Origin of the sequence: Flavobacterium crocinum, assembly GCF_003122385.1 — a bacterium.
Classification (GTDB): Bacteria; Bacteroidota; Bacteroidia; order Flavobacteriales; family Flavobacteriaceae; genus Flavobacterium; species Flavobacterium crocinum.
Genome location: NZ_CP029255.1, coordinates 5449066 through 5468553 on the forward strand (window position 1 = coordinate 5449066; position 19488 = coordinate 5468553).

Consider the following 19488-nt stretch of genomic DNA (forward strand, 5'->3'; position numbering starts at 1 on the left):
TTTACTAAACCAACATACCCCAAATTCTATGGCCGCAGACTATAGTTTTTTCAATTCGGTTATTTCAGGGATTACCAGCCTTGGTAGTACCTTAGAATCAATTATGACCGCATGGTATGTGTTCGACTCCGACATTATCTTTTATAATAACCCTAAACTTATTGTTCTAGGGTTATCTCTTTTTGCATTCCTTTCACTTCTTGTTTATCAATTTTTCAGGATCAAAACCAAAATTGGCTATTTCATCGAAAAGAAAAAAGAGCAGGATACCATTAGCAAAGAATATCAGCTTTACATTTTATTCTTTGGTATTGCAGTAATTGTGATTGAAATTATAAACGAGATATTCAAAATAAGACCCAAAAGCCTCCTATTTGTCAATGTTTCAATCGGTGTTGCTATCCTTCTCATTTATTCTATAACTAATCGGGTTAAATGGCTGAGAGATCGTATCCAGCAGATTTTTATATATTGCTTTTTCATTTACATCTCTTATGTAGCATTCAATATTATAATGCTCTCTAATGATGTGGTTCCGATTATTGTTTTCTTAATTTCGTTTTTTTTCTCCTATAGTATTCTTAAACCAGTTAAAATTTACTGGTTTTTCGTTGGACTCACTTTCATTTATTTAATTGCCACAGTTACTTTTCAGCTTATCCCTATAAAGTCTTCGATCTTACTGATTAATTTTTGTATTTTAATTTTCATTATTAATCAGGTAAAGTACGCTGTATTATTAAACAATCGTGATAATTTTAGATTTGCCAGTGAAATTGTTCATAAAGGAAATTCCCTTACAATTGCTTCCAATGAAAAAGGCGAAATTTTATTCTGCAGTGAAACTGTTACCGCTATTTTAGGTTATCAGCCTGAACAATTAATGGGATTAAAATACTGGGAACTAACTCAGGATTCTGAATTCATAGAAAAAACAAATCCTGCAAACAATGACGATAATAAACTTTATATCAGAAAATTAAAAACAGAAAACGGAGAGTTCAAATACATCCAATGGAAAGACAAAAAATTCTCCGAAGATTTAATTATCAGTATTGGTCAGGACGTTACGGAACAAATTCTTGTTCAGGATCAATATAAAAATCTAATTCAGACGGCAACCGATATTATTTTTGAAATTGATTCTGAAGGGCATTTTACTTTTATAAACGAATTTGGTTTTTCTATTCTTGGTTACGCTGAAAATGAAATAATTAAAAAACATTATTCCAATATCATTCACGAACATTACATAAAGAGTGCTGTAGAATTTTATGAAAATTTAGTTCTCAACGAAAACAATTATCCTGTAATAGAAATTCCTATTTTAAAGAAAAATGGAGAAGAAATATGGATTTCCCAAAAAATTATTGTTCGCAAAAATGACTTAGGCCAAACAACGGGATTTTCAGGAATCGCAAGGGATATTACAGAAAAAAAGAATATCGAAAAAGAGAAAAAAAGACGTCTTAAAAAAATTGAAGCATATAATAACTCCACTAAAAAATTATCTACCACCGATTTCAGTAAATTCGACAAACTCAATACCGTAATTGATTCTATATTAAAAGAAGCTGCTACAATTAGCCGTGCCAACCGTGTGAGTTTTTGGAAATATCATAAAGATTTAATTAGCTGTAAAAACCTCTTTAGTATTGATAATCAAAACCTGACAGATAAAAACATTTTAAACAAAGAATCTTATCCTATTTATTTTGAAACTTTAAGTAAAAAAGCCATTATCAATGCGCCGGATGTATTCAACAAACTGGAAACATCTGAATTTGAAAAACTATACTTTACTAAAAACAATATTAAATCCATGCTTGATGTACCAATTTTTCTATCGGGACAACTGGCCGGAGTAGTTTGTTTTGAAAGCACCGAAAAAAAACGAGAATGGGATAATGAAGATATCAATTACGCCCGAACAATTTCGGATGTAATATCGCTTGCTATTTCTTCGCAAATGCGTTTAGAAGCAGAAATAAAACTGGAATTTAAAAGTCAGTTACTTTCTGCCCTTTCTTTATGTACCGAAAAATTCCTGCTTAGCAAGACAACCCAACAAATGTTTCAGGAAACCTATGATATAATTGGAAAAGCAGCCAAAGTAGATCATATGTATTACTATGAAAAAGATCCTATTTACAATACAGTCTATCAAAAATACAAATGGTCACGCGAAGGAGTAGCACATCAAATTACACCCTTACGTCACATGACCGAAGAGAACTTAAAAGAAATCTACGAGGCTGCACAACAGAAAAAAATCCTGAATACCTTAACCCGACATCTCAATGAAGGATTCTTTAAAACTCTTTTAATCAACAACGAAATCAAATCAATTTTGATTTTACCACTTTATATCAACGATATTTTTACCGGTTTTATTGGTTTTGATGATTGTACCAAAGAAAAAAGATGGTCTGAAGAAGAAATCTACATTTTTCAGGTATTAGCCAACAATATTTCGTCTGCATTAGAACGAAATCGAAATGAAACTAAGATTGTAGAAAGTGAAGAAAAATTCAAACTGATTGCCAACAACATTCCGGGAACCGTTTATCTTTCTAAGTTCGATGCATTTTCTACCAAAATCTTCCTGAATGACGAAGTTTTAAATTTAACCGGCTACTCGAAATCAGAGTTTATAGAAAATAATTTATCGTTTCTTTCTCTGATTCATCATGATGATAAAGATGAAGTCATCAATAATCAAATTGATAATTTGCAAAAAGGAATGCCGCTTCATAATGTCTATCGTATAAAACGTAAAACGGGTGAATACATTTGGGTAGAAGAATTTGGAGATGTAATTAAAAGAGATGACGAAATTGAATTTGTGGGCGGAATCTATTTTGATATTACCAACAAAAAAGAGATCGAAGATGCCATAAAAGCCAAGCAACTGGCTGAAGCCGCCAACAAATCCAAATCTGATTTCCTGGCCAATATGTCTCATGAAATCAGAACTCCGCTGAATGGAATCATTGGTTTTACTCATTTATTAATGAAAACCGATCTGGAAGAAATTCAGGAAAAATACATGACCACGATTAACCAATCGGCTCATTCATTACTTGAAATTATTAATGATATTCTGGATTTCTCTAAAATCGAAGCAGGAAAACTAGAACTCTTCATTGACTTATATGATATTAAAAAAGTTCTTGGACAGGTTTTCGACTTGATTGTTTATGAATCCAATCAGAAAAATCTGGAACTGGAATTAAACATCGATCCCGATGTTCCAAAATATATCTGGACCGATATAGTCCGAATCAAACAAATTCTGATCAATCTCCTTTCAAATGCTGTTAAATTTACAACACAAGGTTCTATTAAATTAAATGTAACCGTTTTAGAAAAAAAGAAAAATAACAATCATGTCATCCGTTTTTCTGTAGTGGATACCGGAATTGGGATTTTGGAAAAGAATCAAAAGAAAATCTTTAAAGCTTTCTCACAGGAAGATAGTTCTACAACGAGAAAATTTGGAGGAACCGGTTTAGGATTAACTATTTCCAATCAGCTACTGGCGTTAATGGAAAGCCGATTACAACTCGAAAGTCAAATTGATGTGGGAAGTAATTTTTTCTTCGATTTAAATCTAAAAACCAGCAACCAGAGCATTAACGACAAATACAATGCAGAACTTAAGAACCTCAATATTGAACTTGATTCTGAAAATATAGAATCGAACAGCAATACTATTACTTTTTTAATTGTTGAAGACAATAAAGTCAATATGCTTCTTCTGAAAACAATAATAAAAAACCTTTACAACAACGCTTATATTCATGAATGTGAAAACGGATACGAAGCCATTCAGCAGTTTGAAAAAATAAATCCAACTATTGTTTTCATGGATATTCAAATGCCTATTATGAATGGTTACGAAACTACAAGGGCGATTAGAAACACCAAAAAAGGCCGCGATATTCCGATTATTGCGGTTACAGCAGGAGCAGAAAAAGACGAAAGAAACAAATGTATTTCTGCCGGAATGGATGATTATATTTCAAAACCAATTATGAAAGGCAGTGTTGAAGAAACCTTAATTAAGTGGCTCGGTTAATTCGTATTACCCTGCTTAAAAAATCTTTTTTTTCTTTTTAATCTTTTTTGAACATAAATGTTTCAATTGTAAAATTTATCATAAAAAATCTATAAATTCGTAAACCTCTTTTATAACAAGTTTAAAAACAATTCAATATGAAATGGCAAGGCAGAAGACAAAGTGATAACGTAGAAGACCGAAGATCAATCTCAGGAGGAGGTAAAGCTATAATTGGCGGAGGAGTAATTGGTATTATTGTTTTACTTCTTAATGTCTTTGGTGGCGAAACAGGTCAGCAAATCGCTCCTATATTGGAACAAATGCAAGGCGGAGGCCAACAAACAGAAGCTGCCGCTCCATTAAGCAAAGAAGATGAGGAAATGGGAAATTTCGTGAGAGTTGTTCTGGCAGATAACGAAGATATCTGGAGCAAGATTTTTGCAGAGCATGGTATAACTTACGAAAAACCGAAATTAGTTCTTTTCAGAGGTTCTGTACAAACAGCATGTGGCGGGGCATCATCGGCATCTGGACCTTTTTATTGTCCGGGAGATCGTAAAGTCTATATGGATTTAGGTTTTTTTGAAGAATTAAAAACCAAATTTGGCGCAAAAGGAGGCGATTTTGCAATTGCCTATGTAATTGCGCATGAAATTGGCCATCATATACAAACTTTACTGGGAACTTCTGCAAAAATGCGTCAGGAACAGCAAGGAAAAAGCGAAGCCGAAGCTAATAAATTATCTGTAGCACTCGAACTACAAGCAGATTTTTATGCAGGAGTATGGGCGCATTATAATCAGGAAAATTTAGATACCGGAGATATCGAAGAAGCATTAAGTGCCGCAAACGCAGTTGGAGATGATGCCATTCAAAGTAAAATGCAGGGACATGTTGTTCCGGATTCTTTTACTCACGGAACATCAGAACAAAGAATGTATTGGTTTAAGAAAGGTTTTAAAACCGGAGACATTAAACAAGGAACTACATTTGAAGAAATTCGATAATACGTCAACCAAATATAATAACCACCAAAAAAAGCACAACTTAGCAGTTGTGCTTTTTTTATGAAACTCCAAAAAAAAATTCCAAATTCCAAATGGATATAATTTGGAATTTGGAATTTCAAAAAATTGGAATTTTGCTTTTTTTTGTTTTCGTCAGAAAACAAAAAAAGCCTTGAATTTCTTCAAGGCTTTAAATCTGGGTGGCTGACCGGGTTCGAACCGGCGACCCGCGGCACCACAAACCGCTACTCTAACCAGCTGAGCTACAACCACCATTTTTCTGCTTAGCGAGTGCAAATATAGAACAAAGGTTGAGTTCTACAAAGAAAAAAATGAAAAAATTTTATAAAAATTACATCAAATTTTCTAAACTATTGACTGCCAAACATCTTTCGACTGTAAAACCTTCCGCAAAATCTTTACCAACCAGTCTTCCTAAGTCCTGCGCACGATAATTTAAGCTCTCAAAGAAGTTTTTGCTCGTAATTGGCGTAGCAGGTTCTTTTGAATTTGGATCATAAAATTGCGTTTTATAGGCAGAAATTGCTTCCACTTTCTTTTTTTCGAATCCGGTAATGTCTACAACGAAATCCGGAGTGATGTTTTTCCATTGAATATAATGATACACTACTTTGGGTCTCCAGGCTTCCTGTTTTTTTCCATCAATCGAAGTTTCAATTTTCATCAAACCAGAAAGGAAACAAGCATCAGAAACTAATTTGCTTCCTTTTCCGTGATCGATATGGCGATCGTCAATTGCGTTGCACAATACAATTTCCGGTTTGTATTTACGAATCATTTTAATGACTTCTAACTGATGCTTTTCATCATTAACAAAAAATCCATCACGCAATCGTAGATTTTCACGCACCAAAACACCTAAAATCTTTGCAGCATCTTTTGCTTCCTGATCTCTGGTTTCAGCTGTTCCACGCGTTCCTAATTCACCACGCGTCAAATCAACAATACCTACTTTTTTTCCAAGTGATACTTCTTTTAAAATGGTTCCCGCACAACCCAATTCTACATCATCCGGATGTGCACCAAAGGCTAATATGTCTAATTTCATTTATTTTTGTTTTTTGTTTGTTTTGTTTCAGGTTTCAAGTTGCTTGACTTTGAACATAATTTTAACCGCAAAGTTCGCAAAGGTTTAGCGCAAGGTTCGCAAAAAAAATTAGCGTTCATAGCGTAAATCTTTGCGAACTTTGCGGTTAAATATACATGCTAAAACTTGAAACTTTAAACTTGAAACTTATTTTTTCAAAACTCTCTTCATCGTCATTGATTTATTGACGCTTTCCTCCCATTCTTTTTCCGGGATACTTTCTTTTGTAATTCCGCATCCCATGTACAGAATGGCTTTATTTTCCTGAATTTGCATGCTTCGCAAATTTACGAATAAATCAGAACTTGAATTGTTTCCTGCAAAACTGCTATTTAATTCCCCCAGAAAACCACTGTAAAAAGTACGATCGTAATTTTCATTCCCTATAATAAATGCTTTTGCTTTTTTCTTCGGAAGACCACAAACAGCCGGAGTTGGGTGAAGTGTATCAATGACTTCTTCTAATGTAGAATTCTCTTTTAAAACTCCCGAAATATCCGTTTTAATATGCCAGATTGATCCGGCTTTTAAACTGTATGGCTCAGAAACGACTACAGAAGCAGCAAATTCACGAAGTCTTTTCACAATAAAATCGGTTACAAACTGTTGCTCGTCTTTTTCTTTCTGCTGCCAGACAATTTCAGTTTGTTGATTATCTTTCTGCGTTCCTGCCAAAGCCATCGTTTCAAAAACATTTCCGTTAGCTTTTAAAAGTTTCTCTGGCGTTGCTCCCATCCAAAAACCAACTTTTGGATGAAAAAAACAATAACAGAATGTCGCAGGATATAATTGAACCAGATGCTGAAAGGTTTCAACAAAATCAAATTCGACCAAAAGTACATCTTCACTTCGGGACAAAACCACTTTTTTGAACTCTTCGTTTTTAATTGCTTGAATTCCCTGAGCAACTAAATATTCGTATTGAAATTTAGCTTCGGGATCAAAACCCAAATCATCTATCTCAATTGATTCAAATGAAGTCGGTTCTTTTTCTGAAGTAATGATTTCAGATTCATTTTCCGGAATTAAGATTAATTGTCTTTCATCAAAAGAAGCAAAAACAAATCCCTTTTCGCTATAATCTGAAACCGTATGCAGATTATTATTGTGTTGTAAAATTCCAACTAGGTTTGTCGAGTTGGGTTTTGAATAAAGTACAAATGGTAAATTTTGTTCTTTATGATTTTTAATTTTTAAGAAAAATGGACTCATAATTTATTCATTCTTCTTTCTTTCCAAAACCATATTCGTCAACTTGCATAGCGAAACCAAATTACCTTCTTCATCGGTAATTTTGATTTCCCATAAATGAAGGCTTCTTCCTTTATGAATAATTCTCGCCGTGCCAAAAACATAACCTTCACGAATACTTTTTAGGTGATTTGCCGAAATTTCAATTCCTCTTACCTCCTGCTCTTTTGGATTGATAAAAAAGAAAGAAGCCGCACTTCCTACGCTTTCCGCCAAAGCTACAGAAGCACCTCCGTGCAATAATCCCATTGGTTGATGAACACTTGGATTTACAGGCATTTTTGCAGTTAAAAAATCTTCTCCGGCGTCGATATATTCAATTTTCAGCGTTTCCATTAATGTGTTTTTAGAAAACTCATTACAGCGCGCTAAAATCTGCTCTTTTGTATAGTTCATTAAAATAATCTTTAAAATCGTAAAATTAAAGAAAGATAAGACATAAATCTAAAATCACATTCTAAAATTTAAAATTCAATTATGAACTTGTCAGTTTTTTGCTATTTTTACAAAAACAATCAAAATTAATCTTTGGCTTTTTTTTGCCACAGATTACACAGATTAAACGGATTTTTTTTAGATAGCCACGAATTGCACGAATTTCCACGAATTTTTATTCAATTTAATTCGTGTAATTGGTGGCAAAAAAAATCTTTTTTAATCCTTTTAATCTGTGGCTAAAAAAAAAATCAAATGCGTCAATACTTTGCAATCTTTATTCTTGGTTTAATTTTAGTTTTTAGTTCGTGTAGAACGGACTTTGATACTGTTGCCAGCACTGGAGATTTGAAGTTTTCAAAAGACACTGTTTATCTGGATACTGTTTTTAAAAATATTGGTTCGAGTACGTATCAATTAAAAGTCTATAACCGAAGTAAAAATGATATTTCGATTCCGGTTGTTCAGCTTAAAAAAGGTTTAAATTCTAAATACAGAATGACCGTTGACGGAATGACAGGCAATAACGGAAAGATTTTCAACAATGTCACGCTTTTAGCAAAAGACAGTCTCTACATTTTTATAGAAACCACCGCCGATATTACAGATGCCAATCCAACCGATTTTTTATATACTGATGAAATTCAGTTTGACAGCGGTGATAATCTTCAGGAAGTAGCTTTGGTTACTTTGATTCAGGATGCCATTTTTCTATATCCGAATCAAAATCCTGACGGCACAAAAGAAAAAATCAAAATCGACGGCAAAGATGTGGAGGGATTTTATTTGAGTGAAAATGATCCTGAAAACGGAAACGAATTGATTTTTACCAAACAAAAACCTTATGTAATATATGGCTACGCAGGAGTTCCGGAAAACAAGACTGTAATTTTTGAAGCCGGAGCAAGAGTTCATTTTCATGCTAATTCCGGATTATATGTTGGAAACAAAGCTTCTTTACAAATTAACGGAACAACTTCTACAACAGACAAACTCGAAAATGAAGTTATTTTTGAAGGCGATCGTCTGGAATCACTTTATTCTGATATCCCAGGTCAATGGAAATCGGTTCTTTTTGCAAATGGAAGTACCAATCATTTCATCAATCATTTGACTTTAAAAAATGCTGTTATAGGTTTAGATTTCAAAAATCCATTTAACAACATTACAATTCAGAATACGCAGATTTATAATTGTGTTGAATATGGAATTTTAGCTCAAAACGCTCAGATTACCGGAGAAAATATAGTGATTAATTATGCAGGTTTAGCCAGTTTATCTTGTGTTTACGGTGGAAACTATAAATTCACGCATTGTACCTTCAATAATAATTGGTCAGCGCCTACGCAATTTGCCGTTAGCTTGAGCAACTCGTTAACTGGTGCAGTTCCTGAATCAAATGCTTTAACACAGGCTACTTTTAACAACTGCATCATTTATGGATCGGGAACAAACGAATTTAATTTGAGTAAAAACGCTAATTCTGCTTTTGTTTATCAATTGAATAATTGTCTTTTAAAATTCAGCAGTTCGTCTACAAATCCACTTTATCAGTTTAAAACAGACACAGAACATTACAACAACATTATTCTGAATGAAAATCCTAAGTTTTACAAACCTTCTGAAAATAAATTTAATATTGACAAAACTTCTTCCGCTTTCGCGAAAGGGAATCAGGCTTACATCATTCCGTTGGATATTTTAGGAATTACAAGAACTTCTCCGCCGGATTTGGGTGCTTATCAGAGTCAGGATTTCCCTAAATAGTTTTTTATTTGCCACGAAAGCACTAAGACACTAAGTTTTTTTGTCTTACTCAAAAAGTCGTGAAGTCGCAAAGTTTTGCTACAAAGTACTCCAAATAGTTTGTCATTTCGACGAAGGAGAAATGACAAAAAATGACAAAAATCTTTGCGGTTCATATAAAAAAACTTTGCCACTTCGCGACTTTGCGAGATTAAATTTCGTCTATTCTGCAAATTTCTCGGATTTACTTTAGAAAAATTTGTAATTAAATTTTAAGAATCTCTTTCATCTTATCAAGTACTTTTTCGACTTAAATTTTAAAAACAACAACAGTTTACAAAGAAAAACTGAAGAGTAAAAAATGTTAAATTCTGAACGGAAAAACAAGCAAAAAAATTGCATTTTCAGGGCAGAAAAGGGTAAAAATAAATAATTAAAAACGCACTGTTTGTTGCTTTTTTTTTCGGTTTAGATTGTCTAAATTTGCACCTCAATACAACAAACTACACAAATGATCCATTTCTTTGAAAACCAAAGCAAAACTGTTTTTGCGGTACAAACGCAAAACGAAATTTCAGCTCAAGACATTTCAAAATTAAACTGGCTTTTTGCCGATGCGAGTAAGATTGAAAAATCAGCATTACCTGGTTTCTTCGTTGGGCCTCGCGCAACCATGATTACACCTTGGAGTACAAATGCTGTAGAAATTACTCAAAACATGGGAATTTCAGGCATTATCAGAATCGAGGAATTTCATCCTGCAACGGAAGATTTTACTGATTTTGATCCAATGCTTTCTCAAAAATTCAACGAATTAGATCAGGAAATCTTCACTATCAACATTCAGCCGGAACCAATTTTAGAAATTGACGATATTGCTGCTTACAACAAAGTAGAAGGTTTAGCTTTAAGCGAAGAAGAAGTTGATTACTTAAACAATCTTTCAACTAAACTAGGAAGAAAATTAACCGATTCTGAAATTTTCGCTTTTTCTCAAGCAAATTCAGAACACTGTCGTCACAAAATCTTCAACGGAACATTTGTGATCGACGGAGAAGAAAAAGAAACTTCTCTTTTCAAATTAATCAAAAAAACATCTCAGGAAAATCCTAACGATATTGTTTCTGCTTACAAAGACAACGTTGCTTTTGTAAAAGGACCAAAAGTGCAGCAATTTGCACCAAAATCGGCAGACAAACCTGATTTTTACGAAATAAGAGAATTTGATTCGGTTATCTCATTAAAAGCCGAAACACACAATTTCCCAACAACAGTGGAACCTTTCAACGGAGCTGCAACAGGGTCTGGAGGAGAAATTCGTGACCGTTTAGCGGGAGGACAAGGATCTTTGCCATTAGCCGGAACTGCAGTTTACATGACTTCATATTCTCGTTTAAACGATGATAGAAAATGGGAAAATGCTGTTGAAGAAAGAAAATGGTTGTACCAAACACCAATGGATATTTTGATCAAAGCTTCAAACGGAGCTTCTGATTTCGGAAATAAATTTGGTCAGCCTCTTATTACAGGTTCTGTTTTGACTTTCGAACATTCAGAAAACGACCGTAAAATTGGTTATGACAAAGTAATCATGCAAGCGGGAGGAATTGGATATGGAAAATTAGATCAATCCATTAAAAAGAAACCACAAGAAGGCGATAAAATCGTAATTCTGGGTGGAGAAAATTATAGAATCGGAATGGGTGGTGCTGCAGTTTCTTCTGCAGATACTGGAGCTTTCGGTTCAGGAATCGAATTAAATGCGATTCAGCGTTCAAATCCTGAAATGCAAAAACGTGCTGCAAACGCGATTCGTGGTTTAGTAGAAAGCGACAATAACCCAATTGTTTCTATTCACGATCACGGTGCGGGTGGACACTTAAACTGTCTTTCTGAATTGGTTGAGGAAACTGGAGGTTTGATCGATTTAGACAAATTGCCTGTTGGAGATCCAACACTTTCTGCAAAAGAAATCATTGGTAACGAATCTCAGGAAAGAATGGGATTGGTTATTGGTCAAAAAGATATTGACACACTACAAAGAATTGCCGACAGAGAGCGTTCACCAATGTATCAGGTTGGAGATGTAACAGGAGATCACCGTTTTACATTCGAATCAAAATCAAATGGTTCAAAACCGATGGATTATGCTTTAGAAGATTTCTTCGGAAGTTCTCCAAAAACGGTTATGACAGATAATACAGTGGACAGAAAATATGCTGATGTTGCTTACAACACTGCAGATTTCGAAAGCTATTTAAAAGACGTTTTACGTTTAGAGGCTGTTGCTTCAAAAGACTGGTTGACGAACAAAGTTGACCGTTGCGTTGGAGGAAAAGTGGCTAAACAACAAAATGCTGGTCCGTTACAATTGCCTTTAAATAACGTCGGCGTTATGGCTCTGGATTATTTAGGAAAAGAAGGTATTGCAACTTCTATTGGACACGCTCCTATTGCCGCTTTGATTGATCCGGTTGCCGGATCTAGAAATGCGATTGCAGAATCATTATCAAACCTTATCTGGGCGCCAATTAAAGAGCAGTTAAAAGGAGTTTCATTATCTGCAAACTGGATGTGGGCTTGTAAAAACGAAGGTGAAGACGCTCGTCTATATGCTGCAGTTGAAGGTTGTTCTGAATTTGCTATTGAATTAGGAATCAATATTCCGACAGGAAAAGATTCACTTTCGATGAAGCAAAAATATCCAAAAGACGAAGTAATTGCGCCAGGAACAGTTATTATTTCGGCTGCCGGAAACTGTACCGATATTAGAAAAGTAGTTGAACCAGTTTTACAGAAAAACGGAGATTCAATCTATTATATCAATTTGTCTCAGGATGATTTCAAACTTGGAGGTTCATCTTTTGCACAAATTAGAAATACAATCGGAAACGAAACGTCTACAATTAAGGATGCTTCTTTCTTCAAAAATGCCTTTAATACAATACAGGATTTAATCGGCGAAAGCCAAATTTTAGCGGGTCACGATATCGGAAGCGGTGGTTTAATCACTACTTTATTAGAATTGTGTTTTGCTGATGTTAACCTTGGTGCTAAAATTGATTTCAGCGCTTTCACGGAAAAAGACTTGTTGAAAATCCTTTTCGCAGAAAACATCGGAATCGTTTTTCAAGCTAAATCTGATGCTGCTGTTGAAGCTAAATTAAAAGCTAACAATATTGAATTCTTTAAATTAGGTACAGTTCAAAGCAAACCAAGTTTGGAATTTGGAATTTATAATTTGGATATTGCGGAATACAGAGACGTTTGGTTCGAGACTTCTTATTTATTAGATCAAAAACAATCTAAAAATGGAAGAGCTCAAGCACGTTTCGAAAACTATAAAAATCAAGTTTTAAATTATACTTTCCCAACACATTTTACAGGGAAGAAACCAGAAATCGACAACTCTAAACCAAGACCAAAAGCGGCGATTATCCGTGAAAAAGGAAGTAACTCTGAGCGTGAAATGGCAAATGCTATGTACTTAGCAGGTTTTGATGTAAAAGACGTTCACATGACGGATTTAATTTCTGGACGTGAAACATTAGAAGATATTCAATTCATTGGAGCAGTTGGAGGATTCTCTAACTCAGACGTTTTAGGTTCTGCTAAAGGCTGGGCCGGAGCTTTCTTGTACAACGAAAAAGCAAAAACTGCTTTAGATAATTTCTTCAAAAGAAATGATACACTTTCTGTTGGAATCTGTAACGGATGTCAGTTGTTTATGGAATTAGAAGTGATTAATCCTGAACACGAAATTCACGGAAAAATGCACCATAACGAAAGCCAGAAACACGAAAGTATTTTTACTTCTGTAAAAGTTCAGGAAAACAACTCAGTGATGTTGTCAACTTTAGCAGGAAGCACTTTAGGAGTTTGGGTTTCACACGGAGAAGGTAAATTCAAATTACCTTATGCCGAAGATCAATACAACATTGTTTCTAAATATGCTTACGAAGGATATCCAGCAAACCCAAATGGTTCTGATTACAACACTGCTATGATGTGTGACAAAACAGGAAGACATTTGGTGATGATGCCTCACATTGAGCGTTCGACTTTCCAGTGGAACTGGGCACATTATCCAAAAGACAGAAATGACGAGGTTACGCCTTGGCATGAAGCTTTTGTTAATGCCAGAAAATGGATTGAGAAAAACTAAGAAATATATTTTTACTAAAAGCGCCCGATAAACTCGGGCGCTTTTTTTTTGATAGCCACGAATTCACGAATTTTCACGAATTATTTTTTGCTAGTCCTGATTGTTATCTAATGGGATTTTTTATTGATTTGCATAAGCAAATCAATAAAAAACCTAATTCGTGAAAATTCGTGCAATTCGTGGCTGAAAAAACACACCGACGCTATCCCCAAATATGTCGAGGCATTTCTATATTTTCAATCTTTAAATGCTGTTGCAATTCCAGTTACAATATTAGCAGTACCAAAAGCAAATAATCCCGAAGCAATTGCTGCTTGTCCTGAAAAATATTGACTTTCGCGAATCACCATACTAAAAACCGTTCCGCCGGCAAGTCCGGCAATTAAGCCCAAACCAATAGTCGAAATAATCCACCAAGGTTCGGGATCAGGAATTGGAGGTTTCTTCAAAAAATTACGCCACCAGCCCGGATACTTTGTGCCGCACCAGCCCATCGCCAAGAAAAAAGCAGTTTCCATAGTATTTTATTTTATGTAAGGCCTACTCTTTTGCTTTTCGGCTTCCGCATTATGACGGGGATAAAAGTAAGATTTGACCTTTTTAATTAATCTATGTGATTTCCTGTTTTTAACAGGGGAAAAATCCCCTTTTTTCAGAATCTTAATTTTATTTAAAGCCAACCATTCATAAGCCCTAAGTTTAATTTAATAATATCTTAAGGCGCTTTATTCGTCCGTGTTTTATGTGATAAATAACTTTGCTTCATGAAAAAATCGAAACAAATTTTAGTCACTGCAATTTTATTATTTGCCTTTCAAAACTCTTTTAGTCAAAAAACGAATTCGATAAACGGAACCGTTTCAGACGGAAAAATACCTGTCGAATTTGTAGATGTTGTTTTAAAACCTGCTAATGATACCACCAAAACGACTGCCTATGCAGTTACAGATGTTTCGGGAAAATTCATTCTGGGAAACATCAATACCGCCGATTATGTATTAAAATTGAGATTGATTGGTTTTAAAACCATTACTCAAAAAGTAAAATACACCGGAACTCCAATTTCACTTGGAACTATTATTTTGCAGGAAGATGCAAACCTTCTTAATACTGTAGTGGTAAGTTCTCAGAAAAAACAAATTCAGAAAACAAATGAAGGTTTTGTTTTTAATGCGGTTTCAAATATTTCGCAGTCTGGCGGAACAGCAATTGATATGTTAAAAAATATTCCAACCGTCTCTGTTGATGCCGATGATGCTATTTCACTAAGAGGAAAAACACCACTGATTCTAATTAACGGAAAAAATTCTGCCATTACCGACATGAATCAAATTCCGGCCAGCAGTATTGAGAGTATAGAAATTATTACAAGTCCAACCGCAAAATATGATGCCAATGCAGAAAGCGGCATCATTAATATTAAACTTAAAAAGAATAATTCAAATGGTTTAAATGGAGCTGCTGTTCTTGGCGGTGGATTTGGTGCAAAAGGCAGAATGAATAGTTCTGTTCTTTTGAATAATAAAACAGATAAATGGAATATAGGAATAGCTTACGACAATCGTTTTGCCGGCCGAACAAAAAAAATTAAAGGTGAAAGAACTAATTATTTTATTGAAGATGAACATTTTATTAACCAAAACAGAAGCGACCAACGAACAGAAGGTTTGCAGAATTTAAAATTCAATGTTGATTTTTCTCCAAATGACAACAATACCTTTTCATTTGAAGCGCTTGGAAATCTGGAAAACAAAGACAATGATGAAACCTTAAAAACAGATATTTTCAACAATTCCGGTCAGTTTTTCTCCGGAAATCAACGCCATTCAATAGAAATTCAAAAAGCCAAAGCTGCAGAAATGGCTTTCAATTATGATCGAAAATTTTCTGACGTCAGAAAAAGTTTAAATGCCAGTATCACCACATCATTTAATTTTGGAAAAGAAAACACTGATATCGATACCAATAAATACGATGAAAATGAAACCATAATTGGAGATCCTTTTTTACAGCAAACTCATAATTATGCAAAAGAAAATATCTCAAATGCAATTCTGAATTACGCTTTTCCTATCTCAGAAAAAGCTACAATTGAAACAGGATATAAAGGAACATTAAGATTCTTCAATTCCGATTTTCAAAGCGCAGATTTCGTTAACAATGAATATGTAGTGAATCCGCTGGTAAGTAATATTTTTGATTTTAATGAACAAATTAACGCTGTTTACGGACTTTGGAATTCTTATTCAGGATCAGAAGAAAATCAAAAATGGAAATACAACATTGGTCTTCGCGCTGAACAGGTTTCAAATAACGGAAAAACTGAAAATGGAAGTGATCGCTTCTCCAACAATTATACAAAGCTTTTCCCTTCTGCCTCTTTACAATTGAATATAAAATCAAACGAGTCATTAAAATTGGGATACAGCAAAAGAATCAATCGCCCGGACTTGGATGATTTAAATCCATTTGTTGATATTACAGATGCACTCAATCCTCATGGAGGAAACCCTTATTTAAAACCTGAAATCATTCATATCGCAGAGTTAAATTATAATAAAGAATGGGAGAATTACTCGCTTTCTGCCAATGCTTTTTACAGAAATGCAAAAGATGCCATCAGACAGTATTCAATACTACAAGATAATGGAGCGGTTTTGTTACAGCCTCAAAATATTGGAAGTACAATAACTTATGGACTGGAAACGATCTGTAGTTTTAAACCATTTTCTTTTTATGACGCGAATATCAGTCTGACCGCTTTTGAACAGCAAATCAATGCAGATAATCTGGTACAAGCTGAAGATGCTGTAAAAAATGCTTTCAGCTGGTACGGAAAAATCATTAATAATTTTGTTCCCTGGAGAGGTGGAAAACTGCAGATTATCGGAAACTATAATTCTTCGGTTGCAACAGCACAGGGAAAAAGAATTCCAATTTACAATATAGACATGGGTTTTCAGCAGAAACTAGGAAAAAGTAATGCCCGCTTAGGTTTGGTTGTAACGGATATGTTTAATACTCTGGAAAGCGGTTATAAAAACAATACTTTATTATTCAGCAACAACAGAACTTCTAAATCGGACACTCGTGCTTTAATGGTCACTTTCGCTTACACTTTCAAATCTGATTTTAAAGAAAAATTACTGGAAAATCAATTTTCTACAGAATAAAGGAGACTTCAAAAAGCCCTAAAAATTAAAAATTTCATTCTTGTATTTTTAAGTCATAGTTCTATTAAAAAATTGGACTATATTAGCCACAGAAAAAATTTACCACTAGATTTTTCAGGCTCCAAAAACACTTAAACCTACATAGAATGAAATTTTTAAAATTACTTATCTGCAGTTTATTTTTAACTGCTTTTCAATTACATGCCCAAGTTCACGTAGATCAGATTACCCACAATTCTAAAGAACGTTATATTACCACTACCATTGGATATCCGGTTCCGGGAACTTATGCTCCTTTAAATCAAAAACAACCTATTACAGTTTTAAATCCGGACGGAACAGGTTTTATTCAGGCAGAAGATTTAAGCAAACAAAAAATCAACTGGGGAGTAGAATGTACAGAAGAAGGCGTTCCTGTTTTTAAAGAAGGGTTCAATAGTGCTTCATACACTTTTTGGTACAGACCAAATGACACTGACGAATGGTATTATTCTCAATTCTCCATTCATTTTACTAAGAAAAAAATGTTCTTAATGGGAGAAAGAGTAAAAGATTATGTGGATTATAATGTCCAATAAATAATAAAAACTGGCCTTCTTATTAAATATTTAGTCGATTTTGACGGTATTTTGTACAAAAAAGAAAACGTTTTCGTTGAATTTTGATAGTACCCGTAAATTTTCCGATTAAATTTTATAAATTTAAAAATCATACCCAATTTTTATTTAATTTGCAATAATAATTCAATATATTAAACATGGTTTCAATCACACGCCTTTTTGATTTTCCCTATTATCAACAAGAAACTTACAACCTCCAGGTTGCTCTCGCAACTAAGAAAAACGGAATCTGGGAAAAAACATCTAGCCAGGAATATATTGCAAAAGCAAATGCTATTTCGAGAGCATTATTGCGCATGAGCGTACAGAAAGATGATAAAATTGCATTAATCTCTTCCAATAACAGAACCGAATGGAACATTATGGATATTGGTATCCTGCAAACAGGTGCACAAAATGTCCCTATTTATCCAACTATTGCAGAAGAAGATTACGAATATATTTTAAACCATAGTGGTAGTATTTACTGTTTTGTATCAGATGATGAAGTATTACAAAAAGTAAACGCAATTAAAGCCAATGTACCAACTTTGAAAGAAGTTTATTCTTTTAACGAAATTCCGGGATGTAAACACTGGAGCGAACTTTTAAATTTGGGTGCAGATGAAAGCAACCAAAGTGAAGTTGAGGCCAGAAAAGACAGCATTCATACAGATGACTTGGCAACAATAATTTATACTTCCGGGACAACCGGAAGACCAAAAGGTGTAATGCTTTCTCACAAAAATATTGTTTCAAACGTTCTGGACAGCGCACCTAGAATTCCGTTTGATCCGGGAAAAAGTACAGCTTTAAGCTTCCTGCCTATTTGCCATATTTTTGAACGAATGATTTTATACATCTATCAATATTATGGTGTTTCGGTTTATTTTGGAGAATCTATTGATAAAATTAGTGACAACTTAAAAGAAGTACGTCCAACTGTAATTACGGCTGTACCAAGACTTTTAGAGAAAGTTTACGATAAAATTTATGCAAAAGGAGCCGAATTAACCGGCATCAAGAAAAAACTATTTTTCTGGGCCATTGATTTAGGTTTAAAATACGAACCATACGGAGCAAATGGAGCCTGGTATGAATTCCAGCTAAAAATTGCCCGTAAATTGATTTTCAGTAAATGGAAAGAAGGTTTGGGCGGAAATCTTGATTTAATGGTTTCCGGAAGTGCTGCTTTACAACCACGTTTGACAAGAGTTTTCGCAGCTGCAGAAATTCCGGTTATGGAAGGTTACGGTTTAACTGAAACTTCTCCTGTAATTGCTGTAAACGACCAAAGAGATAAAGGTTTTAAAATTGGAACTGTTGGAAAACCAATTCGTAATCTTGAAGTTAAAATTGCTCAGGACGGCGAAATTTTAATAAAAGGCCCTAACGTAATGTTAGGCTATTATAAAGATGAAGAAAAAACAGCCGAAGCTTTACAAGACGGCTATTTTCATACGGGAGATATTGGAGAAATTGACAGCGAAGGTTTCTTAAAAATAACCGACCGTAAAAAAGAAATGTTCAAAACTTCCGGTGGTAAATATATTGCTCCACAAATGATCGAAAATGCGATGAAACAATCTCGTTTTATTGAGCAGATTATGGTTGTGGGTGAAGGAGAAAAAATGCCTGGAGCTTTTATTCAGCCAAACTTCGAATTTGTAAAAGAATGGGCAAAAATTCATAAAATTACTTTAGGAAGCACTGATGCTGAAATTAGTTCAAACCCAGACGTTATTAAACGTATCGATGAAGAAGTTGAAAGCATCAACAAAAAATTCGGACACTGGGAACAAATTAAACGTTTTGAACTAACTCCGGATGTTTGGTCAATTGATGGCGGACAACTTACTCCTACATTAAAATTAAAGCGTAAAATTATTAAAGAGATTTACAAAGATCTTTACGCAAAAATTTATGGTCAGAATTAAATCA

11 protein-coding genes and 1 tRNA gene are annotated in these 19488 nt (G+C 34.2%); 7 read left to right on the forward strand and 5 right to left on the reverse strand.

What is annotated here, in order from left to right; translation table 11 throughout:
- The first annotated feature begins 28 nt into the window (after window positions 1-28).
- Window positions 29-4081, forward strand: coding sequence for a PAS domain S-box protein (locus tag HYN56_RS23070; RefSeq protein ID WP_109194353.1), 4053 nt, complete (start codon window positions 29-31; stop codon window positions 4079-4081).
- A 137-nt stretch (window positions 4082-4218) separates the two neighbouring features.
- Window positions 4219-5070: a KPN_02809 family neutral zinc metallopeptidase gene (ypfJ, locus tag HYN56_RS23075; protein WP_109194354.1), complete on the forward strand. Its 852-nt coding sequence runs from the start codon at window positions 4219-4221 to the stop codon at window positions 5068-5070.
- A gap of 199 nt (window positions 5071-5269) precedes the next feature.
- Here ypfJ and HYN56_RS23080 read toward each other — a convergent pair.
- The 4 genes from HYN56_RS23080 to HYN56_RS23095 all read right to left on the reverse strand — a co-directional run bounded on the left by HYN56_RS23080 (window position 5270) and on the right by HYN56_RS23095 (window position 7825).
- Window positions 5270-5343, reverse strand: a tRNA-His gene (locus HYN56_RS23080).
- Between the two features lie 79 nt (window positions 5344-5422).
- The gene (gene bshB1 / locus HYN56_RS23085) at window positions 5423-6139 is read right to left on the reverse strand and encodes a bacillithiol biosynthesis deacetylase BshB1 (RefSeq protein WP_109194355.1); all 717 of its coding nucleotides are present in this window, start codon (window positions 6137-6139) and stop codon (window positions 5423-5425) included.
- Between the two features lie 186 nt (window positions 6140-6325).
- Window positions 6326-7390 (reverse strand): chorismate-binding protein, encoded by a 1065-nt coding sequence (locus HYN56_RS23090; protein ID WP_109194356.1) that lies wholly within the window; start codon window positions 7388-7390, stop codon window positions 6326-6328.
- 3 nt (window positions 7391-7393) lie between these two features.
- On the reverse strand, window positions 7394-7825 hold the full coding sequence (locus tag HYN56_RS23095) for a PaaI family thioesterase (protein ID WP_109194357.1): 432 nt from the start codon (window positions 7823-7825) through the stop codon (window positions 7394-7396).
- Between the two features lie 294 nt (window positions 7826-8119).
- Here HYN56_RS23095 and HYN56_RS23100 point away from each other — a divergent pair, with 294 nt between their 5' ends.
- Together HYN56_RS23100 and purL are read left to right on the forward strand one after the other, a co-directional pair.
- On the forward strand, window positions 8120-9631 hold the full coding sequence (locus HYN56_RS23100) for a hypothetical protein (protein WP_109194358.1): 1512 nt from the start codon (window positions 8120-8122) through the stop codon (window positions 9629-9631).
- Window positions 9632-10121: 490 nt separating this feature from the next.
- Window positions 10122-13775 carry a phosphoribosylformylglycinamidine synthase gene (gene purL / locus HYN56_RS23105; protein WP_109194359.1) on the forward strand — a complete coding sequence of 1218 codons (3654 nt, stop codon included), beginning with the start codon at window positions 10122-10124 and terminating at the stop codon, window positions 13773-13775.
- A gap of 236 nt (window positions 13776-14011) precedes the next feature.
- On the opposite strand, the gene HYN56_RS23110 is transcribed toward purL, so the two are convergent.
- Window positions 14012-14293: a hypothetical protein gene (locus HYN56_RS23110; protein ID WP_109194360.1), complete on the reverse strand. Its 282-nt coding sequence runs from the start codon at window positions 14291-14293 to the stop codon at window positions 14012-14014.
- A gap of 246 nt (window positions 14294-14539) precedes the next feature.
- Here HYN56_RS23110 and HYN56_RS23115 point away from each other — a divergent pair, with 246 nt between their 5' ends.
- From HYN56_RS23115 to HYN56_RS23125, 3 genes are all read left to right on the forward strand, one after another.
- Window positions 14540-16948, forward strand: coding sequence for a TonB-dependent receptor domain-containing protein (locus HYN56_RS23115; RefSeq protein WP_109194361.1), 2409 nt, complete (start codon window positions 14540-14542; stop codon window positions 16946-16948).
- 146 nt (window positions 16949-17094) lie between these two features.
- Complete coding sequence (locus tag HYN56_RS23120; protein WP_109194362.1) at window positions 17095-17526, forward strand: hypothetical protein; 432 nt, start codon at window positions 17095-17097, stop codon at window positions 17524-17526.
- A 179-nt stretch (window positions 17527-17705) separates the two neighbouring features.
- Window positions 17706-19484, forward strand: coding sequence for an AMP-dependent synthetase/ligase (locus HYN56_RS23125; protein ID WP_109194363.1), 1779 nt, complete (start codon window positions 17706-17708; stop codon window positions 19482-19484).
- Window positions 19485-19488: the final 4 nt, after the last annotated feature.